This is a genomic window from Bacteroides sp. An19 (genome assembly GCF_002160215.1).
GTDB classification, from domain to species: Bacteria; Bacteroidota; Bacteroidia; order Bacteroidales; family Bacteroidaceae; genus Phocaeicola; species Phocaeicola intestinalis.
The window spans coordinates 1-26,684 of sequence record NZ_NFKD01000065.1; the positions used below are offsets into that span (position 1 = coordinate 1).

Here is a 26,684-nt window from a genome sequence, read left to right on the forward strand (position 1 = left end):
TAACCAAGATCAGGAAGAAAATTAATGCCAGACCGAGAGAAAAACTCAATTTCTTGACTCCGGCTGAGGTCTTTTTCAAAAATATTTCGTAATGTTGCACTCGCTGGTTGACTCTGCCCTTTGTAATTTGCGTTTGTTTTTACCTATTTTGGGGGATATTGGTTTTATGAATTTGTTTTTTGTGGGCGAATTTTGGGTCATCTTCGCTTCTGCTTTTCGTCAGATAATCCGCTATTTTCTTCACCATACCAGCTAAAACGCCTCAAAAGCTCATTCTAAATCAGCACACGATAAATTCAAAGTAGTTTTCAGGATAGGAGTTTGTATTTGTTGGTGCTTTTGTTAAAACTATTTAATACTTTGGTTTCTCTTTCTCTATCATTGAACATTCCACTATATTTGCCGCCCGGAAACACTTTTATATTTTTATGGACGAAATTCTTATAATTGTCGGGTTGATAGTACTTAACGGTATTTTTTCCATGTCCGAGGTGGCATTAATATCAGCCCGAAAAACTCGGCTTTCTACAGATGCGAAAAAGGGAAGCAAGGCTGCCGGTGTAGCGCTCAAGCTGGCAAACGACCCCGACCGTTTCCTTTCGACGGTACAAATCGGCATCACCCTCATCGGTATTCTTACTGGTATTTATTCGGGTAATAAAATAGCGAGCGATTTTTCGGATATTTTGGTTTCGTGGGGTATACCTGTGAACTATTCTGCTACTTTGGCGCAGGGAATCATTGTAGTGATTGTCACGTATCTGACCATTATTTTTGGTGAGCTGGTTCCTAAGCGCATTGGGTTAAGCATTGCCGAACAGGCTGCAAAGACTGTTTCGCGTCCGATGAATTTGCTTTCTACGCTGGCATTGCCTTTTGTATGGCTTCTTTCGAAAAGTACGGAACTGATATTTAACCTGTCGGGTATTAAGGAAGCAGACAACAAGGTGACCGAGGAAGAGATAAAATCCATCATTCAGGAGGGAACTGAAGATGGTGAGGTGCAGCCGGTGGAACAGGATATCATGCAACGTGTGTTCTTGTTGGGCGACCTGAAAGTAAGTTCGATTATGACGCACAAGAGTGATATCGTATGGTTGGATACTGATATGGGAGCCGATGAGGTGAAGAAGTTGCTGAGCCAGAAGCTGTACGAATTTTATCCGATAGCCGAAGGCGACCTGGATCACGTGAAAGGCATAGTAAACCTGAAGGACTTGGTATTGCACCTTTACGAGCCTGATTTTAAGTTGGAAGCGCTTATTCACGAGGCTGTTTTTTTCCACGAAAGTATGAATGTATACAAGGCACTTGAGCAGATGAAGGCGCGCAAAATCAGTCGTGCGCTGGTGTGTGACGAGTTCGGTGTGTGCACAGGTATCATTACCTTGCGCGATATTCTGGAAGGTCTGGTAGGGACGATGGATGCTCCGGGTGAGGAACCGGATATTATAAAACGTGTATCAGGTGATGGATGGCTGGTTGACGGACAATGTGCATTGTATGACTTTTTGTGTTATTTCGACCGTCAGGACTTGTTTGAGAATGCCGAATATCATACGCTGGGCGGATTGATTCTCCAGCAGTTGCAACATATTCCTACCAGTGGCGAAACGTTGCAATGGAACGGCTTCCATCTTGAAATTGTGGATATGGACGGTGCACGCATTGACAAAGTGCTGGTTACGGTCTCACCACAGGGTACACAAAATAAATAATCATAATCGGGGCAGAGAAGAAATACAAGAAAAATATTTTCCAGTTGTATATTATCTGTGGTGAAAAAGAAGATGAAAAGGAAACGGAAATACATAACACATTGGTTTTTGTTAGTCTGCATGGTGATGCAGATAGCTTCCGTTTTCCCTCATCATCACCATTCGGAGCTTTTTTGCTTGCATGCCGACCTGGCTACTTGTGCGGGTGAGGATTGTAATACGGCTGGCATGCACCACGAAGGCGATGGTGACCGCCATACATGTACGGTGGGATGTGTTACGCATTTCCAGTGTGCCACGACCGGACATCATCAGGATACAGTGGCTCCCGACTATACATTTTATTCCTTTCTTTATACATTTGCTTACTTGTTGCACTTGGTGTACATGCCCGAAGCGGCTTTGCTTTCCGACGGGATGTACATCGAGAACCTGCACACGCAGGATGTAGCCTGCAATACGGGCTTGCGTGCTCCCCCTGTTTGCTGATTTTATTATAGTAGAACAAATGCAACTTAGTTGCCTTAGGGATGCGGTATCTTTGCCGCGTAAAAACAAACGGATAAAATCAGAAACAGATATGAACAGAACAAAAAGTTTATGGATGGGAGCCTTTGCCTTGTTGGCACTGGCTTCGTGTGGGGGAGGAGAGAAGCACGCCCACGGACACGAGGAAGAAACACATCAGGAAGAAGCCGCACACGGAGCTTCGGGAGAGATTGTATTGGCTCCGGAGAAAGCGAAGGCGGCAGGAGTGAAAGTAGAAACCGTAAAGGCAGGCACGTTCCGCCAAGTTATCCCTGCCAGCGGACAGATACTTGCCGTGCAGGGCGATGAGGCGGCGGTAGTGGCAAGTACGGCGGGAGTCGTCTCGTTTGTGCGCCCGCTTACGGAAGGCATGCGTGTAGCAGCCGGAAATGCCGTGCTGAACGTGTCGGGAAGTCGTATTCAGGACGGGGATGCCGTCAACCGTGCACGCATCGCTTACGAAACCGCCAAGGACGAATACGAACGTGCCTCTAAACTGGTAGATAGCCAGATAGTTTCGAGAAAAGATTTCAATGTACTGAAAGAAGCTTATGAAAATGCCCGTGTTGCTTACGAAGCTCTTTCGCCCAGCCATGACGGAAAGGGCGTATCGGTGCAGGCACCCATTTCGGGCTATGTGAAGTCTTGCCTGGTGAAAGAGGGGGATTATGTGACCGTAGGCCAGCCCTTGCTGACGATTACCCAGACACGCCGGTTGAGGTTGCGCGCCGATGTATCGGAGCGTTATTATCCGGCATTGCGCAAGGTGTCTTCCGCCAATTTCCGTACTTCGTATGATGAGCGTGTCTATCGGCTCGATTCGCTGGGCGGACGTCTGCTTTCGTATGGCAAGTCCACCGGCGACACTTCTTATTATATCCCCGTCACGTTCGAGTTTGACAACCGTGGCGAGATGCTTCCCGGAGCCTTTGTCGAAGTCTGGCTATTGTCGGACGGGCGTGAAGGGGTGATCAGTGTCCCTCTTTCGGCACTTACCGAAGAACAGGGCGTAAAGTTCGTTTACGTGCAGATGGATGACGAGTGCTATCGGAAACAGGAGGTAAAGACGGGGCTGGACGACGGCACGCATGTAGAAATCCTTTCGGGGCTGAAAGAAGGCGACCGGCTGGTGACTGAAGGTGCCATTCATGTGAAACTGGCTTCGGCAAGCAATGCCATCCCCGCACATACGCACAATCATTGATTTTATTTTTACTACCACAGATTACACAGATTTTAATTAACAATTAATAATTAATAGTGAATCTGTGTAATCTGTGGTGAGGCTAAAAACATAACAAATTTTTTTATGCTGAACAAAATCATTCATTTTTCATTGCAGAACCGCTTGCTGGTATTAGTGGCATCGGTGCTTCTGCTCATAGGGGGAACCTACACCGCTTTCCATACCGAGGTGGATGTGTTCCCCGACCTGAACGCGCCCACGGTGGTGGTGATGACCGAAGCCGGGGGAATGGCGGCAGAAGAAGTGGAACAACTCGTCACCTTCCCCATCGAGACCGCGGTCAACGGTGCTACGGGTGTACGCCGGGTGCGCTCTTCTTCTACCACCGGTTTCTCGGTGGTATGGGTAGAGTTCGACTGGGATACCGATATCTACCTTGCCCGCCAGATTGTATCCGAAAAACTTGCTACGGTGGGCGAGAGCCTGCCTGAGAATGTGGGCAATCCTACACTGGGACCCCAGTCGTCCATTCTGGGTGAACTGCTGATTGTAGGGCTTACCGCCGACAGCACTTCGATGCTCGACCTGCGTACGCTTGCCGACTGGACCATCCGCCCGCGCCTGCTCTCTACCGGAGGCGTGGCACAGGTGGCGGTATTGGGAGGCGATATCAAAGAATACCAGATTCTGATTCATCCCGAGCGGATGAAACACTACGGCGTGACGCTGGGCGAGGTGATGGAAGTGACCCGCGGGATGAACCAGAATACCAACGGAGGCGTCATTTATGAATATGGCAACGAGTATATTGTGCGCGGAGTGGTGTCTACCGAAGATGTACAGGAAATGGCACGTGCGGTGATTAAGACCGCAGGAGGTGTTCCCATTGTGCTGGAAGATGTGGCGGATGTGCGCATCGGTGCCCAGCAGCCCAAGCTGGGACTGGCATCGGAGAAAGGGAAACCTGCCGTACTGATTACCGTGACCAAGCAACCCAATACGGGCACCATCGAACTGACCGAAAAGCTGGAAGCCGCCCTGAAAGACCTGCAAAAGAACCTTCCGCCCGATGTGCGTGTGTCCACCGATACGTTCCGCCAGTCGCGCTTTATCGAAAGTTCCATCAGCAATGTGCAGCATTCGCTCTACGAAGGGGCGATATTCGTAGTTATCGTGCTCTTCCTTTTCCTTGCCAATGTGCGCACCACGCTGATTTCGCTCGTCACGCTTCCCTTGTCTTTGGTGGTAGCTGTTTTGGTGTTGCATTACATGGGGCTGAGCATCAACACCATGAGTCTGGGCGGTATGGCGATAGCCATCGGTTCGCTGGTAGACGATGCTATTGTAGACGTGGAGAATGTATGGAAGCATTTGCGCCAGAACCGGATGCTCCCGGCAGGCGAACGCCGCCCGGTGCGGGAAGTGGTGTTCAACGCCTCGCGCGAGGTGCGTATGCCCATTCTCAACTCTACGTTGATTATCATTGTGAGCTTCGTGCCCCTGTTTTTCCTGAGTGGCATGGAGGGGCGGATGCTGGTGCCGTTGGGCATCGCTTTCATCGTAGCCTTGTTTGCTTCTACGGTGGTGGCACTTACCCTTACGCCGGTACTTTGCAGTTATTTGCTGGGAGGCGGAAAGAAGGAAGGATTGCCTCGCGAAGCTTTCCTTGCCGTGTGGCTCCGTACGTATTACGCACGGGCACTGGAGTGGGCATTGGCTCACAAGCGGAGCGTACTGACGGGTACCGTTGCTCTTTTTGTGGTGGCACTGGGCTTGTTCTTTACTCTGGGACACAGCTTTCTGCCCTCGTTCAACGAAGGTTCGTTCACCATCAATGTCAGTTCCTTGCCGGGCATTTCGTTGGAAGAGTCCGACAAGATAGGGCGGCAGGCAGAGGAAATCCTGCTTTCCATTCCCGAAATACAGACCGTGGCGCGCAAGACGGGGCGTGCCGAGCTGGACGAACATGCGCTGGGCGTGAACGTGTCCGAGCTGGAAGCTCCCTTCGAGTTGAAAGACCGCTCGCACCGGGAATTGCTCGACGAGGTGCGCCGCAAGCTTTCGGTCATTACCGGAGCCAACATCGAGATAGGCCAGCCCATCAGCCACCGCATCGATGCCATGCTGAGCGGCACGCAGGCGAGTATCGCCATCAAGCTCTTCGGGGATGACCTGAACCGTATGTTCGCTTTGGGAAATCAGATTAAGGATGCCGTGAAAGACGTAGAGGGCATTGCCGACCTGAACGTGGAGCAACAGATTGAGCGTCCGGAGCTGAAAATCGTCCCCCGGCGTGAAATGTTGGCGAAGTACGGCATCTCGCTGGCACAGTTCAATGAGTTTGTCACGGTGAATATGGCGGGCGAGACCGTGTCGCAAGTGTACGATAACGGCAAGGCATTCAATCTTGTGGTGCGTGCCAGCGAAGACAACCGTGGCTCTATCGAGCGCATCCGTGACCTGATGATAGACGATGCCGAAGGACGGAAAGTGCCCTTGAGCTATGTGGCGGATGTGGTGTCGTCAATGGGTCCCAACACCATCAACCGGGAGAACGTGAAACGTAAAATCGTCATCTCCGCCAATACCAGCGGGCGCGACCTGCGTAGTGTGGTAGACGATATCCGCAAGCGGGTAGACGATGAAATCCGCCTGCCCGAAGGGTATCATATCGAGTATGGCGGGCAGTTCGAAAGCGAGCAAGCCGCCAGCCGCACCTTATTGCTTGCTTCGTTGATGAGCATTGTGGTGATATTCCTGCTGCTCTATGTCCAGTTCAAGAACGGGGTGCAGAGTGCCATTATCCTGCTCAACCTGCCGCTGGCATTGATAGGAGGCGTGTTTGTGCTGCTTTGCACCACGGGCGAGCTGAGCATCCCTGCCATCATCGGGTTCATCTCGCTCTTCGGCATTGCCACCCGCAACGGTATGTTGCTTATCAGCCATTACAACTTGTTGCGCGAAGAGCAGGGCATGGGCTTGCGCGAGTGCATTGTCCACGGCTCGCTGGACCGCTTGAATCCGATTCTGATGACCGCCCTGTCATCGGCATTGGCATTGATTCCGCTTGCCTTGCGCGGCGATTTGCCGGGCAACGAGATACAGAGTCCGATGGCGAAAGTCATCTTGGGAGGCTTGCTCACATCGACTTTCCTCAATGCCTTCATCGTCCCCATCGTGTACGAACTGATGCACCGGAAAGAAATGAAGAATGAAAAATGAAAGGCTGAAACGCAGATTCACACAGATTGACGCAGATTATTTTATTTACAATTTTTCGATTGACAAAGTACGATTTAGGGCAAAATAGTAAATTGTAAATAATCCAATAGTCAATAAAAATAATTTGTGGAAATCTGCGTGAATCTGCGTTTCAAAAACATCAATCCATAAGAAATAAATCAAATGAAATACATTACATTAGCCATAGCCTGCCTTGCGATAGCGCCGATGCAGGCACAAACCATAGACGAAGTGCTCCGGCAGGTGGAGCAGAACAACAAGGAGCTTCAGGCACAACGGCAAAGCACGCTCGCCTCGAAACTCGAAGTGCAGGCAGAAAACAACCTCGAAGACCCTTCGGTGGAATACAGCCCGTTCTACACCCGGGGCATCACCGGCATGTCCAGCTCCGAACTGGTCGTGACACAAGGATTCGATTTCCCTACGCTTTACGGTGCACGCCGCCAGTCGGGCAAGTGGAAGCAGGCGGCTCTCGACCGCAGGCAACAGGCGGCACGCCGCGATATCCTGCTCAGTGCCAAGAACCTTTGCCTCGACCTGATAATGCTCAACCAGCAACACGCCTTGCTGGAGGAGCGGGCGAAGAATGCCGGCGAGCTGCTTGCCCTCTTCGAAAAACGCCTGGAAGAAGGCGATGCGGGCATCCTCGAAGTGAACAAAATCAAAATGGAACGGATGAGCGTGCAGACCGAAGTGGCGCAAAACAATGCCGCCCACCGCACCGCGCTCCAGCAGTTGCTGGCAATGAACGGAAACATGCCTTTGGAATTTACAGCAGACACCTATCCCCACGTGGAGGAACTGAAAGACTGCAATGCCTTTTACGATGAGGTGATGGCTACCGATGCCGGTTTGTTGGCGGCAGATGCCGATGCGCGTGCCGCCGAGAAGGAACTGAAGGTGAACCGCCAGAGCTGGTTGCCCAAAATAGAGGTCGGTTACAGGCGCAACACGTCGCTTGACGAGAAAAGCAACGGTTTCCTGATAGGTGGAAGCCTGCCCTTGTTTTCCAACCGGAAAAAAGGGAAAATAGCCCGCTTGCAAGTGGAGAGTACCCGCCTGGCGCTGGACAATGCCCGCCTGCAAGCGGCGGCAGACGTGCATGCCCGTTTCAACGAAATGCAGCAGTTGCGCGAGGCGATGCAGGCGTACGATGTCGTCCTGATGCACCGCACCCTGGCTTTGCTCAACGAAGCCGTAAAGGCGGGTCAGCTCTCCATCATCGAATTTTATACCGAGGCAGACAACATCTACCGCAACCTTCAGGCATACATCGAGCTGGAGAACCGGTACCAGAAGCTGATGGCGGAGATTTACAAGAACAGGCTTTGAGAATGAAGAATCTTTTTTGAATGAAGAATGAAGAAACAACGTTCGGCGTAAGCCAATTCCATGCGGGCGAAGCGATTCTTCATTCTTCATTTCTACGCCTTGAACTTCAGTTTTTGATAATTGTTATTTGTAACAATTGTAACGTAACGGCGGAATACCCATTGCCTCAGCATGCTGCTGGTGCCCTTCTCGCTCATGCCTGCTGTCCGGCGCGCACGTACCGCATCGGCATGCGTAAACTCATCGGGAAGCAGCTCCAGCAGGTTGCGCCTGCCCGGACGGTGCCTGCCGTACAGTGGGCGCTTGTCTTCGTCCATCGCTTCCTTTATCGCTTCCCCGAAAAACTCCAGCTTGCACCACATGTCGTAGTGGAACGACCAGCGCACGAAGTCTTCTATCGACTTTTCCCATTTCTCCCCGTTCGCCACGTAGAGCACGCATGCCTTCAAGTAGGCTATCACGTTGGCGCGGAACGAAAGGTTCTCGTACACACGGTCTTGCGAGAGCACGGCCCACTCCGCGTTTTCGGCGCTCATCTCCTGGGCGAGCTTGTATGCCTGCGGGCAATCAATCAGTCCCGTGGCACGGTTCAGGTTCTCGATGTACGGGCGAAGCTCCTCGTCGAAAGTCGCGTCATACTTGCCATACACCGGCATGTCCGCCCCGATTTCGCGTTCGGGAATGGTGCAGAAGTTGATGCGCGAGATAGGTCCGTCGGTCAGTACCCGTGCGAAGTATTTCTTCCCTTTCTGGACGGTGGTCGAAGCGTTCCAGTTGAAACGGATGGTGACCTTTTCCGTCACGGCTTGTGCGCTGGCGCGTGTCTGCCCGTAGCGGTTTCCGGGGTCGAACGCAAGGCACATGATTTGGAACTGCTGGCGTCCCCTTACCGACCCTTTCAGGGCATCGAACTGGTCTATCTCGTTCATTTTCGTGTAGAGGAAATGTCCTTCCGCCTCGGCGGTGCGCATCACGAATGCCGGATTGGTCATGTCTGCATCAATCTCCTGGATGATAAGCCCTTCGGGGCGCTGGCGTTTGTCCTTGTTCGCTCCTTTCGAGTTCACCTCTTCCTTCCATTCGCGCTCTCTGCGCAGGTTCACCTCATCCCTGCGCCGGATGTCTGCCATGATGCGGTTTATCGGCTCCGAAATGCAGTCTTTTCCGGCACCCGTCCCCGCCATGAGCACGTTCATAAGGGTCGCCTCATGCTCCACATTGTCAATATACTTGAAGCGCACTTGATGCAAATGGGTTGCCAACGAAGGGAATACCGCATTCGCCACGGCAGGCCTGTACACTTCGGGCGTGCGGCTCACAAGAAGGCGGATAAGCTTGGGAAGACGTTTGGGCATCGGAGGCACTGTAGGGGCGTATTGCATACGCCCGGAAACATCCGCACACACATCCTCATTGGTGCCCTCGTTGGCGCATTCGGGCGTATGCGATACGCCCCTACAAGCCTCTTGCATCAGCTTCGGCACCGAATACCATTTCGCCGAGCACGCCGAATGAATCAGCCCCTTCATTTCCTTTTCCGGAAGCCCGTAACGCGGCATAATCTGCAAAAGGGTTTCTTCGTTGTTGTCCGTGATGTAGCGCAGGTGCGAAGCCAGGCGGTGCAGCTTGTCGTTGCGTTCTCCTTCTACAGGTTCGCCTCCGGCGAGCGAAAACCAGCGGTTGATAATGTCAGAATAGGGGATGCCCTTGAAACTCAGCGGGCAAGGTGTGATTGATTGGTCGGTCATAGCTATTACATTTAAAGTTTTATAATGCAAAGATATGCATTTTTTGTGAATAATCGGCAGAATAAAAAACGGTATGTGTAAAAATCTGTTAACAAAAATAGATATTTTGTGTTTTCTATTGAAAATCAAATAGTTGCAGTGATAGAAATTTTTCTCTTTTATGCAAGGAATCTTATAGGTGCTGTCTGTACTACCCGTTACAATTGTTACAATTACAGTTAATTGAAATCGCTTTTTCAATCCCGTTGTCCGGAAGAGAGAAAAATCATTTAGAATATTATATTATATATATTATATAATAATATATATAATATAAATTTTTAATTCACTTTTTTCTTCGTCTAAAAAGTCATTTCAAATTACTGTAATTGTAACAATTGTAACGCCATAGCCTCTCTCTTTTCACCCGTAAGGCAATTATATTGCATAATTCATTGATATATATGCAAGGCTTCCTGCAAGCGTATGCATACGCCCGTGCATATAATAATGTGAACCTGTGTAATCTGCGGTGAAAATATTCATCACTCGTTCAGCGCGCCGCAATGGGGGCAGATGCCCTTGGTACGCAGCTTGGCACCGCATGCGCCGCATACGTAGGGGTAGCGTTCTGGCTTGCACAGCCAGCGGATGCAGCCGGCGGCATACGCCACGAGGCATACATAGGCGATATAAACATTGACGTAGGTGAAAAACACATAGATGAAGATGCAGCATGATACCAGCCCCACGAGGTAGAAGAACGCTACTTCCGCTTTGGTCTGGTGAAAAAGGTCGTCGAGCATCGCCACACCCACCAGCAATGCCAGGGCAACGCACACGATGAAAAAGCCGAGAATAAAGGGCACATCAAAGGGGTTGAGCGTGGGGGCATAATAGTAGCGTTCCCACGTCTCGGGCACGAAGTGCTGGATGCTGTTGTAGGTAGTGGCGGCTATTGCCATCAGCAAGGACAAGAGGATGGGGAAGCCGCTATCGATGTCATTCAGCCAGATGAGCTTGATTTGCTTGCGCCGCACCGCCCGGTAGACGAACCACAGGAAAAACACCGCCAGTACAAGGAAGAAAGGCAGGGTGTGGGCGTTGCTGAAGAAATGGATGAAGCGCGAGATAGGGTCGACCGGCACGATATTGTCCAGCAGGCGGTGTTCCTGAATCCACCCGATGGTCTCCTGGTCGCGTGCCACTTTCACCCACACCGAGTCGACGGAATCTTGCGGATGTACATCAAACTCCGCCACCACCACTTCATCGCCCCGGAGCAGCGGTACCGTATCCATAAACGGAAGCACATGCAGCCATAGTGTGTCTGCCTCTATCTGAAAATTGCTGTTCAGGGCATACATCCGCGAATAGAAACGGACGGAGTCGCCTCCCTCTTCTGCGGAAGAAGGCACCAAAGGCTGATAGCGGCAAGCCGTAGCAAGCACCAGCAGCAACAGGAACGGTACGAAATACTTACTCTTCAACATAAGCCTATCTGTTTTGAAACGCAGATTGTCACAGATTAACGCAGATTATTTTATTTACAATTTATCGATTGACAAAGTACGATTTAGGGCAAAACAGTAAATCGTAAATAATCTAATAGTCAATAAAAATAATCCGAGGAAATCTGCGTTAATCTGCGTTTCCATTCTTCATTTTTCCATACACACTTTCATCTGGCACGCCTTGCAATCGAATTCCAGCCGGAAACGCTTGCCGTCGCTGCTCACCAGGTAATAAGGCTCGCGGTAGGGCGAACGCTTTTTCTGATACACCGGACACCAGCCCAGGCTATATCGGATGCAATGCTTGCAAAACATCAGCGCCACTCCTGCTGGCGCTTCCCGCTCGAAAGCAGGAGCTATCTGCTCTACACCGTGGCGGCGGTAGAAAGCCTCGGCAAGCGTATTCATCACATTGCCGCGATAATCCAGCTCTTTTTCGGGATAAGGATGCGCGGTCTGCTCCCATTGCCTGCGCTCTTGCGGATAGGTGATGCGGCGTGCCTGAAGCAGGCACTCCACTCCCCGGCGGCGCAAGTCCGAAAGTCCGGATGCGGGGATAAACCAGTCTTCGGCAAAACCGATGGCAATCTCACGGGCTTCGAAAGGCGTGGTGCCCAACTTGCCCAGCTGCGCCTTCAGGTTCTCGGCTTGCGGGGTACGTGCCCGTTCTTTTTCCCGTTCCAGCACCACGCTCACCCTTGTCCCGTCTTCATCGGAAAGGTCGAGGGTGAAGCCGGAAGGATTTGCTTCCAGACGCATGTCCACCGCTATCTTCCTTATGGCGGACTTCTTCTGCATCACGCGCTCGAACTCTTGGTCGAAATTGCGGTACAGCATTGTTTTCGGACGTATGCCGCGAGGCATTTCCAACGGGAACAGCTTATTGCCTTCCACACGGTTTACCCGGAAGCCGTGCAACTTGCCTTGCCCGTCGAGGTAACACAATCCGTCTCCATTGGCGAAGGGCTTCACACCCGCCACGGTCAGGAAGTTGCCTCGTACTTCTTTCACCGTGCCTATCTCTTCGCCCAACGATTTCGGAGTATTCAGGTTGAAGATGCCCGGATTGCGTCCGTGAGCGAAATAGTCGGTAAACCCGCGGCTGAAACTCTTGTCCAATTGGGGACGGAAAGCCAGATGCACCGTGCCCGATGATGCCCGCATGTATTCTTTCCGGCGGCGGAAAATGGCATCCAGTTGCTGGCGGTAATATGCCGTGACGTTTTTCACATACGACACGTCTTTCAGCCTTCCTTCTATCTTGAGCGATGAAGCCCCCGCATCGAGCAGGGCTTCGAGGTTCGCGCTTTGGTTCATATCCTTGAGCGAGAGCAGGTGCCTGTCGTTTACGATGGTCTTCCCGTCGGCATCCACAAGGTCGAATCCCAGGCGGCAAAACTGGGCGCATTCGCCGCGGTTGGCGCTCCGCCCATAACACGCCTGACTGACGTAACACTGCCCGCTATAACTCACGCACAACGCCCCGTGGACGAAGACCTCAAGCAACGTGCCGGGGCACCGGCGGTGGATACGGCCGATTTCGTCAAGGCTCAACTCACGGGCGAGCACCACCTGGCGGAATCCGGTTTCGGCAAGAAACTGCACTTTCTCCGGCGTGCGGTTGTCCATCTGCGTGCTGGCATGCAGGGGGATAGGCGGCAGGTCCAGTTGTGTGATGCCCATATCCTGTACGATAAGCGCATCCACCCCGATGCGGTACAGGTCCCATATCATCGCCTCGGTGGCTTTCAGTTCGTCTTCTTTCAGGATGGTATTCACCGTAACGTAAATGCGCACCCGGTACAGATGGGCATAACGCACCAGTGCCGCGATGTCGTCCAACGAGTTTCCGGCAGCAGCACGTGCTCCGAAACGGGGTGCCCCGATATACACGGCATCCGCTCCGTGGTTGATGGCTTCGATTCCACACTCCAGGTTCTTGGCAGGAGCCAGCAGTTCGATAGCCCTCACCGGGGGGACGGAAAGGGGGTTACTTGATTTCATTGATATCATACGGTGTTTCCTGATATACATAATAGTTCAGCCAGTTGGAGAACAAGAGGTTGGCAGTACTGCGCCAGCGCACCAGCGGTCCCTTTTCCGGGTCATCTCCGCGATAATAATTCTTCGGCATATCGATGGGCAAGCCTTTCGCCAAGTCGCGCCGGTATTCGGTATCCAGTGTATAAGGGGCATATTCCGAATGGCCCGTCACATAAAACTCGCGTCCTCCGCGCGCCATCACGATATGTACGCCCGAGTCTTCCGATTCCGAAACAATCTGCAGCTCGGGGCAGCGTTCGATGTCCTTGCGGCGTACTTCCGTATGCCTGCTGTGCGGCACGAAGAACACATCGTCGAACCCGCGGAAGATAGGCAGCTTCCCGAACCCCTCGCACACATGATGCTCGAAGATGCCGAACATCTTTTTCTCCAGCGGATACTTGGGCACCCCATAGAAATGATACAGCCCGGCCTGTGCCGCCCAGCAGATGTAAAGGGTAGAAGTGACGTGCGTACGCGTCCAATTGAATATATCCTGTATCTCGCTCCAGTAGTTCACGTCTTCGAAATCGAGATGCTCCACCGGTGCGCCGGTGATAATCATCCCGTCGAACTTCTCGTCGCGCATCAGGTCGAAGTCACGGTAAAACGCCTTCATGTGCTCGATGGGCGTGTTCTTCGAGGTATGGCTCTTCAGTTTCATAAAGCTCACCTCTATCTGGAGGGGCGAGTTCGAAAGCAACCGTATCAGGTCGGTCTCGGTAGTAATCTTTATCGGCATCAGGTTGAGGATGACGATTTTCAACGGACGTATGTCTTGTGTACTTGCCCGCGATGTATCGATAACGAAGATATTCTCTTCCTTCAGCAAGTCGATGGCAGGCAATTTATCAGGTAAATTCAGTGGCATAGAAACATTTGTTTTTTTTCAGCCACAAAGATAAGTTTTTTTAATGAAGAATGATGAATGAAGAATGAAGAATTCCATGTGGGCGAAGCGATTCTTCATTCATCATTCATGCTTTTTAATTTTGAATCAGGAAGTCTGTTCCTGATTCGCATTATTGAATAAAAAGCTTTGTGCTATCTGTGGTGAAACCCAATCAGAAGTTACACCGCAGGTCGATGCCTACTTGCAGGGGGCGTCCTTGTTGCTCGAAACCACGGTTCATCGATTCGAAGTAGAACGCCTGGTAACGCTTGTTGAGGGCGTTTGTTATCCAGAGTGCCACCTGCCCGTTCCCTTTGTTGAAGCTGAGGCGCCCGTCCAGTGTGCCGTAAAAGGGCTGGCTGGCATTGTTCTGTTCGGTCCAGTAGATGCGCCCTGCCGCACGATAGTTGGCATCTACGGTGATGTTGTCGAGGATGGCGTTCTTTCGCAAGACGAAACGGTATTGCCCGCCGATGTGGAACGTGTGTTTGGGCACGAAGGGCACGTAGCGTCCGTTGTAGTTCTCCGTGTCGCTCACCACATAGTCGGTGAAGGTAGCGTAGGTGTAGCCATAGCTTCCGTTCAGGAGGAAATTATCGGTCAGGCGGGCACGCAACGATGCTTCCGCTCCGATGCTTCGGCTTTTCCCGGCATTGACGGTGATGCGCCCCAATCCTGTTTCGGCGAAGCGCGAAATCTGCTGGTCGCGCGTGTCCATGTAGAAGAAGGCAAGGTCGGTCTGCAGCTTTCCACCTGCCGCGGTGAGGTGTGCGCCCGCCTCGTAGTTCCATGCATATTCGGGCTTGTAGAGGGTGGCATCTGTTACGTCCACGTCCGAAGAGGGGAAGTCGGGAATCATTCCGGCGAAGTTGCCGAACACTTCATCTTGCTTCACGGCATCAATCATCGCGGTGCGCAAGTCGGCTTGTATCAGGTCGGAGAACATCTGGATGTTGTATCCGCCCGAACGGTATCCTCGGCTCACGGTGGCGTAGACGTTGTTTTCGGGGTTCCACGCATATTGCAGGGTGAACTTGGGGAGGAGTTGCAGGTAGCCGGTGTGCTCTTTGCCGGCGAAGCGCACCGATGCCGCCAGCGAGCGGGAGATGGGCTGGGGCAGGAAAGGGGCTGATACGCCGAAGTCGAAGCCCATGTCGCAGCGGGAGTCATAGTCCAGCCAGAGTTTTTCATAGTCCAGCCGTAGTCCTACGGTAAGCGAGAGTCCCTCGGTGAAAAGGTCGTTCAATGTCGACTGGTGGTAGATGGCACCGTTCAGTACTGGTGTCTTGAAGTGTCCGGGCACAAGGAGAGGCCGGGTGGTGACGCTTGCCGAGAGGGTAGGGGCACCTGCGGGGAGTTGTGCCAGTCCGGCATTGATGTTGTCTTCTATCAGGCTGCTGATGCCTTCATCGTGGAAGGTGACGGGTGCGCCGGTGTCCAGCCATTGGTAGAATCCGCTCACGCCGGTGGTCCATTGCCAGCGCGTGCCGGGGTTCGACTTCAGTACGATTTCCTGGCTCAGGGTTTTTGCGTCTTGTTTCTGCACCAGGGTATAGATGTCGGCTTCGGTGAAGTCCTGGTCCAAGGTCATCCGGTCGTGCAGGTACTGGAATCCGGTGACGCTGCTCAGGATGAAGTTCCTTGCGTGGTGTTCGATGCTCAGTCCGCCGTTTGCCAGGTTGCGCCTGTATCCGCTGGGGCGGTTGTACGAGATGGTGCCGATGTATTCGGCGCGGTCTTCCTCTTCGCCGTCGGTGCGTCCGGTATAGGCGTAGGGGTATCCGCCTTGGTTGGTGTACTCGTAATTAGCGGTGAAGTCCAGTTTCAGGTTGGCATTGGGAAGCCAGATGGCACGGATGCGTCCTCCTGCCTCGTCATCGGTGTCGATGCGCTTGCCGTTGAAAGCGTTCTTGAAGAATCCTCCTTTGTGTTCGTAGAAGGTTCCTACCGAGAAGGCGAATTGTTCGGATATACGGTGGTAGTGCTTCAGCATCACCTTGTAATCGTTGTAGGTGGCGGCACTGAGCTGCACGTCCGTCCCCTGATAGGTGAAGGGCGACTTGGTGAACACACGTATCAGCCCGCCCATTGTGTTGCGCCCGTACAGCGTGCCCTGCGGTCCGCGCATCACGTCGATGCGTTCGATGTCGGAGTAGTTGAAGTCGAACGCCGACTTGTCGATGAAGGGCACGTTGTCAACATACAACCCTACGGCAGGCGTGTTGATGCGCGACCCGATGCCTCGTACGTAGACCGAGGTGGTGAGCTTCGACCCATAGTCGGGGATGAACAGGTTGGGCACCAACCCAGAGAGCGATTTTACCGATGCGATTTGCCGGCTCCGTATGTCCGCTTGCGAGAGCGAGGTGGCGGAGAGTGCCTGTTGGCGCAGGCGGGTGTTTTCCTTAGGGGTGGCGATGACCACTACCTCTTCGATGTCGATCACCCGTGTGGTGTCGCGCAAGGTGTCGTGTGTTGTGGCGGATGCCGCGGCGGTGGCGGCAAGTGCCAGCGTTGTAAAGATAAGTCTTGTTTTCATATATGTGCTTTGTTTTTTTTGAAACGCAGATTTTCGCAGATTAACACAGATTATTTTATTTACAATTTTTCGATTGACAACGTACGGTTTAGGGCAAAATAGTAAATCTAAATAGTCCAATAGTCAATAAAAATAATCCGCGGAAATCTGCGTTAATCTGCGTTTTTTCCAATCGCCTGCAAAGTAACGCCAAATCTCCGACACATGCAATCCTCATAAATGAGGAAATTTTTGTATATGGAATATCGAAAACGATGAATGTACGTTCTATCTCTTTGCCATTTCTGACCACTTATGATGGCAGGTAGGATCCGATAGCATGGTTATACCTTATTAGGATTGAACTTCATGCACAATATTGGGAAAGGGTTTCCTTGGCTGTCGGTTTCATTGCGGCGGAAGACTTCGAAACCGAGGTGGCGGTAAATGTCTGTGGCTTGTGCATTCTGCTCGTTTACATCGATGTAGAAAGCTTTGTATCGATTGATAGCCAACCGGATGAGCCGTTTCCCGATTCCTTTTCTGATATGTCCGGGAGCAAGGAACAGGGCTTCTATTTTCTGGTCTTGGATGCACATAAAGCCAACAGGTTTGTTGGCGGAAAACGCTATAATCAAGGTATCGATGGTGCGCAATGCTTCTTTGGTCATGGGACGAAGGTTGCAGATGTCTTGTTCGCTCAGAAAGTGATGGGTGGCGCGGACGGATGATTCCCATACCTGCGTCAGTTGGCTGATGAGTTCCGTTGGCCGGGCATCTTTGTTTATTTCTCGAATTTGTTGAAGCGCCTTCCACTCTTCTGCCGTAATCCGCATGAAATGTTCCGTGCGTATATCGCCCAAAGGAGATGTGTTGCCGCTCTCTGTGTGATGATAGGTAAGTCCGCATTTCTCCATTACGCGGCGCGATTGGGTATTCCCATCGTAATATCCACACCACACCGCCGACATGCCTAAGTCGGTAAAGCACCGCTGCAATAGGCATCTTACAGCTTCGGGTATCAATCCTTGCCCCCAGTAGGGCACACCTATCCAATAACCGATTTCAGCTTCATCAGCCTGCATGGCAGCACTGTGCATGCCGTCGCCGAACATAATGCCGGCACTTCCTACTGGTTCATTTGTTTCTTTCAGTACTACGGCGTAGGTCTCGGGAGCAGTAAAGACGGTGCGGATGATTTCCAGGCTGTGTGCTATGGAGGTGTGGGGTGGCCATCCGGCTATAGGTCCGATAGCAGGGTCTTTCGCATACTTGTACAAGGCTTCCGCATCGGCTTCTTGCCAAGGGCGGAGAATAAGTCGGGAGGTTTCTAAAAATGTATTCATAGGTTGAGGGAAAATATATTATGCATAAATAAAAATTTGAATCTCCGCATTTCACCCAATTGCCATGTAGGGGCGTATCGCATACACCCGAATACGTCAACTAATCCACGTGGATGTCTTCAGGGCGTATGCGATACGCCCCTACATGGGATGTTTGGTAAAAGTATTGGCTTCTAACTCCCTTTAATTCCCTGAAATAACTCCTTATTGGTGAAATGCGGAATTCATATAAATAAATGTCGCGGGAAGTATAAAAAAACAGCCGGTCCGAATGTTTAGACCGGCTGTTCTTAATATTTGTCAGCGATTGATTATTCAGCTTTTTCTTCGCTCCAGTCCATTGCTGCCATACGTTTGTAAGAATCGTAACGTTTCTTCGCCATCTTTTCGCAAGCTGCGAACAAGTCGGCTGCTTCTGTCGGATATTGTTTCATTACAGAAGCGAAACGTACTTCACCTTTCAGGTAATCCTGGAAGTTAGCCCAGTTCGGTTCTTTCGAGTCGAGCGAGAACGGATTCTTGCCTTCGTCTTCCAAAGCCGGGTTGAAACGCCACAAGTGCCAGTAACCGCATTCTACGGCTTTAGCTTCTTCTGCCTGGCTCTTGCCCATACCTGCCTTCAAGCCGTGGTTGATACACGGAGCGTATGCGATAACCAATGACGGGCCAGGATATGCTTCAGCTTCGCGGATAGCCTTCAACGTCTGAGCCTGGTCGGCACCCATCGCAATCTGGGCTACATATACGTAACCGTAAGTAGTGGCAATCAGACCGAGGTCTTTCTTGCGTACACGCTTACCTGAAGCGGCAAACTTGGCGATAGCACCCAGCGGAGTAGCCTTAGAAGACTGGCCACCTGTGTTCGAGTAAACTTCGGTATCCAATACAAGGATGTTTACGTCTTCACCCGATGCGATTACATGGTCGAGACCTCCGTAACCGATATCGTAAGAAGCACCGTCACCACCGATAATCCATTGAGAACGTTTGATGAGGTAATCCTTGAATTCGTAGATGGTTGCGCAGTTCGGGCATTTATCCTTAGCGGCTTCTACCATCGGGATAATCTTTTCGGCAGCAGCCTTGCTCTTGTCTGCATCGTTGCGTCCGTCAATCCATTCCTGGAATGCTTCCTTGTATTCAGCCGGAGTTTCATCCGAAGCGATAGCTGCCTTCATGGCATCTTCGATACGGTTGCGCAGCTTCTTGTTAGCCAATTCCATACCCAGACCGAATTCGCAGAAGTCTTCGAACAAAGAGTTTGCCCATGCCGGACCCTGGCCTTTTTCGTTCGTAGTGTACGGGGTAGAAGGAACAGAACCTGAGTAGATTGAAGAACATCCGGTAGCGTTAGAAACCATTTCACGGTCGCCGAACAACTGAGAAATCAGTTTCACATACGGAGTTTCACCACAGCCTGAGCAAGCACCCGAGAACTCAAAGAGCGGAGTAGCGAACTGAGAGTTCTTCACGTTCGACTTGATGTCTACCAAGTGTTGTTTGCTCTTCACGTTTTCCGTGCAGTAAGTCCAGTTGTCTGCTTCTGCCAATTGGCTTTCCAGGTGTTTCATGGTCAGCGCCTTGCCACCCTTCTTCGGATTGCCCGGACATACGTCAGCACAGTTGCCGCAACCCAAGCAGTCGAGTACGTCTACCTGCATGCGGAAGGTCATGCCGTCGAATTGCTTGCCCACAGCCTTCAGGGTAGTGAAGTTTGCACCCTTCTGTTCTTCTGCATCGAGTACGAACGGACGGATGGCAGCGTGAGGACAAACGTATGCACACTTGTTACACTGGATACAGTTTTCAGGATTCCATTCCGGAACGAAAGCAGCCACACCACGTTTTTCGTATTTGGCTGTTCCCTGATACCAAGTACCGTCTTCGATGCCCTTGAATGCAGATACCGGCAGCAAGTCGCCGTCTTGTGCGTTGATCGGACGAACTACTTCGTTGATGAATGCCGGGTCGTTGTTTGCTGCGGCAGGTTCAACTTCCAGGTTAGCCCAAGCCGGGTCAACGGTCAGTTGCTTGTATTCGCCGCCGCGGTCAACGGCTGCATAGTTCTTGTTGACAACGTCTTCACCCTTCTTGCCGTAAGATTTCACGATGAACTTCTTCATCTGTTCTACCGCCAAGTCTACAGGGATAACGCCTGTGATGCGGAAGAATGCAGACTGCAGGATGGTATTGGTACGGTTGCCCAAACCGATTTCCTGTGCAATCTGGGTCGCGTTGATGTAGTAAACGGTGATGTTGTTTTCAGCAAAGTATTTCTTTACCTTGTTCGGCAGGTTCTTAGCCAGTTCATCGCCTTCCCAGATGGTGTTCAGCAGGAACGTACCGTTCTTGCGCAGACCGCGGGTTACATCGTACATGTGCAGGTAAGCCTGAACGTGGCAAGCCACGAAGTTCGGGGTAGTTACCAGATAGGTAGAGTGAATCGGGTGGTCGCCGAAACGCAGGTGAGAGCAGGTGAAACCTCCCGACTTCTTCGAGTCGTAAGAGAAGTAAGCCTGGCAATACTTGTCGGTATTGTCACCGATAATCTTTACAGAGTTCTTGTTGGCACCTACCGTACCGTCTGCACCCAAACCGTAGAATTTAGCTTCGAATACGCCTTCTGCACCGAGAGCGATTTCTTCTTTCTGAGGCAGAGAAGTAAAGGTAACGTCATCCACAATACCGATAGTGAAGTGGTCTTTCGGCATCGGGAGTTCCAGATTTTCGTATACCGACAAGATTTGAGCCGGAGTAGTGTCTTTTGAACCCAGGCCATAGCGTCCGCCTACGATAAGCGGGGCATTTTCCTGTCCGTAGAATACGTCCTTGATGTCCAGATACAACGGTTCGCCGTTTGAGCCCGGTTCTTTGGTACGGTCGAGCACTGCGATACGTTTCACCGTCTTAGGCATCTTTGCCAGGAAGTGTTTAGCCGAGAACGGACGATACAAGTGAACGGCAATCATACCTACCTTCTTGCCTTGAGCGGTCAGGTAGTCGATTGCTTCACGCGTAGCTTCTGTTACCGAGCCCATGGCGATGATGATGTTTTCCGCATCTTCCGCACCATAGTAATCGAACAGGCCGTAGTTGCGTCCCGTAATCTTGTTGATTTCGTTCATGTATTCTTCTACGATAGCCGGAACTGCTTCATAGTAAGGATTGCATGATTCTCTGTGTTGGAAGAAGTGGTCGGGGTTTTCAGCCATACCGCGTGCAACCGGTTTGTTCGGGGTCAGTGCGCGTTCACGGAACTCTGCCAAAGCTTTCTGGTCGATAAGCGGAGCGAGGTCTTCGTTATCCAGCTTTTCGATTTTCTGGATTTCGTGAGAGGTACGGAAGCCATCGAAGAAGTTCACGAACGGAACGCGAGACTTGATGGTAGCCAAGTGAGCCACACCTGCCAAGTCCATAACTTCCTGTACAGAACCTTCGCACAACATCGCGAAACCGGTCTGGCGGGTAGACATTACATCTTGGTGGTCGCCGAAGATACACAATGCGTGAGAAGCCAGCGTACGTGCCGATACATGGAATACGCAAGGAAGCAATTCACCTGCGATTTTGTACATGTTCGGAATCATCAGCAACAGACCCTGAGATGCAGTATAAGTAGTAGTCAATGCACCAGCCTGAAGCGAGCCGTGTACTGCACCGGCAGCACCGCCTTCAGATTGCATTTCCTGTACCAAAACAGTTTCGCCGAAGATGTTTTTACGACCTGCGGCAGCCCATTCGTCTACGTGCTCAGCCATGGTAGACGACGGAGTGATGGGGTAGATGGCAGCTACTTCCGTAAACATATACGAAATGTGAGCAGCAGCTTCATTACCATCACATGTGATAAATTTTTTTTGTTTAGTCATACAATTACTAATTATATTGTTAGGTAAATATATCGTTTCTTTTCTCTTTGTTGTCTAATACAGGAAACCGAACAACCACAGCGGAATCTGGTTGCCGTGTCCCAGTTCAGTCCTGTGCATGGCATAATAAACTCCAGGGTTGCTTTTTATCTTGTAGCCTTCTCCGCAGATACGGAAGTTCAAATTGCCGTCTACCAGAAAAGAAGTGCCTTTTTCTCCTTTGTTCACCTTGTGGTCTTTCCACAATGAGTTGACAAAGAAAGTCTCCAGCACGTCTTGTTCCTCCACCTTTACCGGATAGATGCTGTACATCAGGTTGGTGTTGTGCATCATGATTTTAGCCGGTTTTTTCGGGAAGACTTCTCCCTTCGGATATACCATGTTTATCAGCCGTGCGTCGGCAAGGTATTTGATGTAATTCATTACCGTAGCACGTGACGTCTGTATATCGGAAGCAAGCTGGCTGATGTTGGGCGCAACCGGTCCGTCTACCGCCAACAAATATAATAATTTTTTTATTCTTGAGAGATATTTCAGTTCAATTTGTTTGATAAGAAGAATATCCACTTCTATCATCATGTTCATGGTCTTCAGCAAATTCTCCGAAAAGTTACGTTTTTCAAGGAAGAATGGATAAAACCCATGGTGGATATAGTCTTGAAAATAATTGAGCGGATTGATGTGCGGAAGGATGGTTTTCGCAATATGTTCGTGTCCTGTCAGGATTTCGTCCAGAGTGTATGCAGAAAAGTGGTTACCCGTCTGCAAGTTCAGAAATTCACGGAATGAAAAGCCACGCAGGTTATACGATTGTACGATGCCGTTCAGTTCGGGGTTTTCTTCTTTCAGGCGCATTACAGAAGAGCCTGTAAATACGATCTTCAAGTTTGGGTAGCGCTCATAGCACGTGCGCAGGTCGTGGCTCCATTGCGGAAGTTTGAACACTTGGTCAATGAGAAGCACTTTGCCGCCACGCTTCACAAACTCACCTGCAAAATTAACCAGACTATATTGCGAAAAATAGAAATTGTTCATGTTTACAAACAGACACGAACGGTCATAGCCGAATTTTTCCTTCGCATATTGTAGTAGGAATGTGGTTTTCCCTACCCCGCGTGTGCCTTTGATGCCGATAAGGCGGGCGTTCCAGTCTATTTCGTCCATCAAGTCGCGTCGCACGGGGGCGTTGGTATGCTCAACCAGGTAATTATGTGTTCTGTAGAATGCTTCCATGAATTTCGATTTCTTCGGTGCAAATATACTAATAGTTCATTAATTTGCAAACTGGGGTTATCAAAATAATTAATTTTTTCATGTAACTTTGTGTATTATTTACCGTAGAGGGCACAGAAATACACGGAGGTTCTTTGTAATGTCTTGGGTTCTCTGTAAAGAATCGGATTAGGTCATGAAGAAAACGGTTTTTTTATTCAATCCGGAGAATGATATGGCACTTGCCAATTTTACTCCTTATTATAAGGTGCCAGCCGAAATACAGCGTATGGCTGCCGATTTGTCGGTGCTTCCTGCCTGGTATGCTCCTGCAGGCAGTATAGTAAAACTTCCTTCTATCGGGCGAATGCCTCATTGGGAAGAAGATGGTAATGGGGGGATGTTTTTTCCAGAAGTGGAATGGACGGCTGCATATCCTTCTGTAGCTTGGTCGCCTTGGGGCTGGAGTCCGGCATTGGTGCATACATTGAGGCAGGAGGAAGTAGACGAAGTGTATCTTCCTTCCGCCGGAATCTTGGCAGATATACGTGCCTTGTCGGGCAGGACAAGTGCTGTCCCAATCTTGCAGAGTTTTGCTGGTATGAAAGGAATATGTGGAGAGGCGTGTGCCTGTTTCACGTTGGAAGAGGTGCGTACGATAGTGGCAGGCTGGGGAAGATGTGTCTTGAAAGCTCCATGGTCGGGGAGTGGACGCGGATTGGCTTTTGTTTCCAACGAAACTTGGACAGCTTCAGTAGAAGGTTGGACTGCCCGTATCCTTCGTACACAAGGGGCGGTTATGGCAGAACCTATATATAATAAGGTGTGTGATTTCGCTATGGAGTTCCGTGCTGATGAGGATGGAAAGGTGTCGTTTGCCGGTTATTCGTTGTTCGAGACCGATGCTTTCGGCAATTACAAAGGCAATCTGCTGGCTTCTGATGGGACGATAGAGCATTGGCTTGAAGCATACATTTCACTTGAGACTTTATACGAAGTGCGGCAGCATCTGCTTGTAGTCTTGCCCCAATGGTTGGGTAGACGATATACTGGCTATTTAGGTATCGACATGATGGTTTGTCATGAAAAGGACTATATGCTCCATCCGTGTGTCGAAATCAACTTGCGGATGAATATGGGTGTACTTTCACGCCTTTTCTTCGACCGTTATGTATGTCCCACCGCCTGTGGGCGTTTCGTTATCGAGCATTATCCTGCTTCGGGCGAAGCCTTGAGGTTTCACGCATATATGCAAGATGCATATCCTGTCAGGTTGGTTGGGGGAAGGTTGGAAAGTGGTTATGTATCACTTACTCCCGTAGGCGAAGACACACGTTATCAGGCATACGTCCTGTTCCCTATTACCGAAATCGTATAGTCGGTCAGATATGAAATGCATCCAATTCTGATATACCCCCTGTGTTACAGGCGATACGCTTAAAATAAAATTAGAATCCGGTTGATTCTTAGAAACTGTTTTGGAATTTATTGTGCGATGATTTGGGATGACTAAAAAACTAAAGCACATACGAAAACGGATGCATTAAGCCGAGAAAGCTTTTTGGAGAATCTATATCCGTAATACTCATCGATGGCACCGGTAAATACAATCTTGTCTGCCAGTGCTCACAATATAAGTTTCCTCCCAAATGCGGTCGGCGGTCGATGACCAGACATTTCTTTCCTTCTTGTGTAGCTTTATAGGCAAATACGGAGCCGAATAATTCGGCACCTACTATCAAGTAATCGTAACGTTGCATGGATAATATCTAAAGTGTCTTGTATTTAATTTTGTTGACTTATGAGTATTTATAACTTTTCGATTTCGTCTTGGGTAAATCCTGTATATTTCATGATGATTTCCATTGGCATACCATCCATTTTCATTTGTTTAGCTATGTCGGCTTTCGTTTTTCTCGCGTCAATATTTATTCCTTCAGTACGCCCCTCTGCGCGTCCCTCTAAACGTTCCTCGTCTCTTGCTGTTACAATGTTATCACGTAAGATGACCACATTGTCTAAATGGCGGTAATACGCATTCGGTTCTGCCTTGCTCATGCGTTCAAGCCGCAGTTTCTCACGGGCTTCTTTTAATCCGGGCGCAGTGGCATCGAAAGGGATATCTCCTGTGTTGAGGAAATATATGAATTTTGTGGAACAGATTTTTCTTCTGGTTTCTTTATCTCCATTGGATTCGCCATTGTAACAAAATTGGTTTGCGAAGAATATCAAGAATATACAGAAAGTAGAGACTTTAATTTGCTTAGCAGTGTCTCTGTTTGTGGAAACAAAGGAGCAACTTCTTCTTCTGTCCAGTCAAATAAATCATCGTAATCACCAGCTTGTCTCATATTCAATAAGCGGGAGGCCAAACGGGCATCTTCTTTACTAAGTAGTCCTTTCATCACAAATTCTTGTCCTAAAATGCAGATTACACCACTATGGGTTTTAGAAGAAAAGCCTTTATCTATCAACAATGCGGTAGCTGCATGAAAAACCGCATAATATAAACGGTTTGCAACAAGATTCCAGTGCTTTAATTGCGCATTGTCCCGTGCTTCCACCATTGCTTGTTCCGATTTTTGCAGGCGATAGGCTATGATTGCCCTTTTTTCTTCCAACGTCAGTGCCATAATACGATTCCCTCTTGTTCTACATTTTTATAAAAAGGAGTGAAATGCCTTTTTCCCCATTCGGCATATGTATATACCAAAGGATTAATCTCTGCATTGATTTTCCATCCCAACTCCACCAACGGAAAAGCGATGTTGTTGTAATCATCATGGCTCACTTTGTCTTGTTCTAGCAAGATAAGAAGATCCCAGTCCGAATCTTCTCGCGCATCTCCACGTGCCCGTGACCCGAACAAAATCATTTGTGCTCCAATAGGCAATACCTTCGAAGCTGTTTCTTGTATAGAATGCATTATTTTAGATGGCACTTCCATAGTGTTCCTAAGTTTTCTACAAAGAAACGAATTAATTTCGAGAAAGGCAAACGGGAGATGTTTTTATTTGCTTATAACACATGCTTCTTCATAAACGGAATTTTCATCAGAATATATGTGCTGGCTAATGACAAAAGTGTGAATAGCAGGAAGAAGCCGATAAAATTGTAAATAGGTACAACCACTTCTTCATCTACATTCAAAAGCTTATAGGCGAAATTGATGAATACAGGATGCACCAGATAAATGCCAAAGCAGTAAGGTGCCAGTTGGTTTGCCAACTTCCAATTCACATTCAGCGACCTGAATAGCAGAAACAAGGCTGAAGCCAAGCAGATTACAACAGGGGTAGCATAGCCGTAAACGTCAAAACCATAATAACATTTTGTGACGATAATCCCGATACATAGGATAATGATTGCAGTCAAAAGTATTTTGTTTCCATAAATTTTTTGCGGTGCTTTCCAACATAGCCAGTACCCCAACAAATAAATAGAGTTTATGTAAATTAGTTATGATAGTTCCAAGGGTTGATTTTAATTCTGAGATTATGCAGTGCCATACATGTGGAAAAGATGTTTTCTACAAAGTTGTTTGCCCTGAGCCTGC

The 26,684-nt window shown here is 49.8% G+C and carries 18 protein-coding genes and 2 pseudogenes; 6 read left to right on the top strand and 14 right to left on the bottom strand.

All coding sequences use genetic code 11. The features are described 5' to 3' along the window. Nucleotides 1–428: 428 nt before the first annotated feature. The 5 genes from B5F25_RS17445 (at nt 429) to B5F25_RS17465 (ending at nt 8,007) form a co-directional block, all read left to right on the top strand. Entirely contained in the window at nt 429–1,718 is a 1,290-nt protein-coding gene (locus B5F25_RS17445) for a hemolysin family protein (protein ID WP_022038871.1), read from the top strand. Nucleotides 1,719–1,790: 72 nt separating this feature from the next. Beyond that, nucleotides 1,791–2,207 carry a DUF6769 family protein gene (locus B5F25_RS17450; protein ID WP_225226360.1) on the top strand — a complete coding sequence of 139 codons (417 nt, stop codon included), beginning with the start codon at nt 1,791–1,793 and terminating at the stop codon, nt 2,205–2,207. A 115-nt stretch (nt 2,208–2,322) separates the two neighbouring features. Then, a complete protein-coding gene (locus B5F25_RS17455; protein ID WP_087251101.1) occupies nt 2,323–3,450 on the top strand; it encodes an efflux RND transporter periplasmic adaptor subunit in 1,128 nt (375 codons plus the stop codon). Between the two features lie 105 nt (nt 3,451–3,555). Beyond that, nucleotides 3,556–6,654 carry an efflux RND transporter permease subunit gene (locus B5F25_RS17460; protein WP_087251103.1) on the top strand — a complete coding sequence of 1,033 codons (3,099 nt, stop codon included), beginning with the start codon at nt 3,556–3,558 and terminating at the stop codon, nt 6,652–6,654. 183 nt (nt 6,655–6,837) lie between these two features. Further along, nucleotides 6,838–8,007 (top strand): TolC family protein, encoded by a 1,170-nt coding sequence (locus tag B5F25_RS17465; RefSeq protein ID WP_022038867.1) that lies wholly within the window; start codon nt 6,838–6,840, stop codon nt 8,005–8,007. Nucleotides 8,008–8,099: 92 nt separating this feature from the next. Here B5F25_RS17465 and B5F25_RS17470 read toward each other — a convergent pair whose 3' ends face one another. From B5F25_RS17470 to B5F25_RS17505, 9 genes and pseudogenes are all read right to left on the bottom strand, one after another. Next, complete coding sequence (locus B5F25_RS17470; RefSeq protein ID WP_087251106.1) at nt 8,100–9,755, bottom strand: hypothetical protein; 1,656 nt, start codon at nt 9,753–9,755, stop codon at nt 8,100–8,102. Between the two features lie 524 nt (nt 9,756–10,279). Further along, on the bottom strand, nt 10,280–11,227 hold the full coding sequence (locus tag B5F25_RS17475; RefSeq protein ID WP_087209939.1) for a hypothetical protein: 948 nt from the start codon (nt 11,225–11,227) through the stop codon (nt 10,280–10,282). A 168-nt stretch (nt 11,228–11,395) separates the two neighbouring features. Then, nucleotides 11,396–13,252, bottom strand: a complete 1,857-nt coding sequence (locus B5F25_RS17480) for a U32 family peptidase (protein WP_087251108.1) — start codon at nt 13,250–13,252, stop codon at nt 11,396–11,398. Beyond that, entirely contained in the window at nt 13,239–14,162 is a 924-nt protein-coding gene (gene metA / locus B5F25_RS17485) for a homoserine O-succinyltransferase (protein WP_013617319.1), read from the bottom strand. The genes B5F25_RS17480 and metA overlap by 14 nt, the downstream gene beginning before the upstream one ends. 193 nt (nt 14,163–14,355) lie before the next feature. Beyond that, nucleotides 14,356–16,722: a TonB-dependent receptor gene (locus tag B5F25_RS17490; protein ID WP_087251109.1), complete on the bottom strand. Its 2,367-nt coding sequence runs from the start codon at nt 16,720–16,722 to the stop codon at nt 14,356–14,358. A gap of 323 nt (nt 16,723–17,045) precedes the next feature. Continuing rightward, the gene (locus tag B5F25_RS22245) at nt 17,046–17,537 is read right to left on the bottom strand and encodes a GNAT family N-acetyltransferase (protein WP_206423563.1); all 492 of its coding nucleotides are present in this window, start codon (nt 17,535–17,537) and stop codon (nt 17,046–17,048) included. Then, a pseudogene (locus B5F25_RS22250) lies at nt 17,511–18,047 on the bottom strand (GNAT family N-acetyltransferase); the annotation flags it as partial. The gene B5F25_RS22245 and the pseudogene B5F25_RS22250, both read right to left, overlap by 27 nt. Before the next feature lie 311 nt (nt 18,048–18,358). After that, the gene (gene nifJ, locus B5F25_RS17500) at nt 18,359–21,916 is read right to left on the bottom strand and encodes a pyruvate:ferredoxin (flavodoxin) oxidoreductase (RefSeq protein ID WP_087251113.1); all 3,558 of its coding nucleotides are present in this window, start codon (nt 21,914–21,916) and stop codon (nt 18,359–18,361) included. A 54-nt stretch (nt 21,917–21,970) separates the two neighbouring features. Continuing rightward, nucleotides 21,971–23,149: an AAA family ATPase gene (locus B5F25_RS17505; protein ID WP_022039072.1), complete on the bottom strand. Its 1,179-nt coding sequence runs from the start codon at nt 23,147–23,149 to the stop codon at nt 21,971–21,973. 175 nt (nt 23,150–23,324) lie between these two features. On the opposite strand from B5F25_RS17505, the gene B5F25_RS17510 reads away from it, so the two are divergent. Beyond that, nucleotides 23,325–24,506, top strand: a complete 1,182-nt coding sequence (locus B5F25_RS17510; protein WP_087251115.1) for a hypothetical protein — start codon at nt 23,325–23,327, stop codon at nt 24,504–24,506. 247 nt (nt 24,507–24,753) lie between these two features. On the opposite strand, the pseudogene B5F25_RS17515 reads toward B5F25_RS17510, so the two are convergent. From B5F25_RS17515 to B5F25_RS17535, 5 genes and pseudogenes are all read right to left on the bottom strand, one after another. Beyond that, nucleotides 24,754–24,888: pseudogene (locus tag B5F25_RS17515) on the bottom strand (NAD(P)-binding protein); the annotation flags it as partial. A gap of 49 nt (nt 24,889–24,937) precedes the next feature. Next, nucleotides 24,938–25,186, bottom strand: a complete 249-nt coding sequence (locus B5F25_RS21290) for a hypothetical protein (protein WP_140406973.1) — start codon at nt 25,184–25,186, stop codon at nt 24,938–24,940. 170 nt (nt 25,187–25,356) lie between these two features. After that, nucleotides 25,357–25,761 carry a HEPN domain-containing protein gene (locus B5F25_RS17525; RefSeq protein WP_087213579.1) on the bottom strand — a complete coding sequence of 135 codons (405 nt, stop codon included), beginning with the start codon at nt 25,759–25,761 and terminating at the stop codon, nt 25,357–25,359. Continuing rightward, nucleotides 25,752–26,054: a nucleotidyltransferase domain-containing protein gene (locus tag B5F25_RS17530; protein WP_225226352.1), complete on the bottom strand. Its 303-nt coding sequence runs from the start codon at nt 26,052–26,054 to the stop codon at nt 25,752–25,754. Before B5F25_RS17530 ends, B5F25_RS17525 begins: the two co-directional genes overlap by 10 nt. A 92-nt stretch (nt 26,055–26,146) precedes the next feature. Next, nucleotides 26,147–26,563 (bottom strand): acyltransferase family protein, encoded by a 417-nt coding sequence (locus B5F25_RS17535; protein ID WP_337959696.1) that lies wholly within the window; start codon nt 26,561–26,563, stop codon nt 26,147–26,149. Nucleotides 26,564–26,684 lie beyond the last annotated feature (121 nt).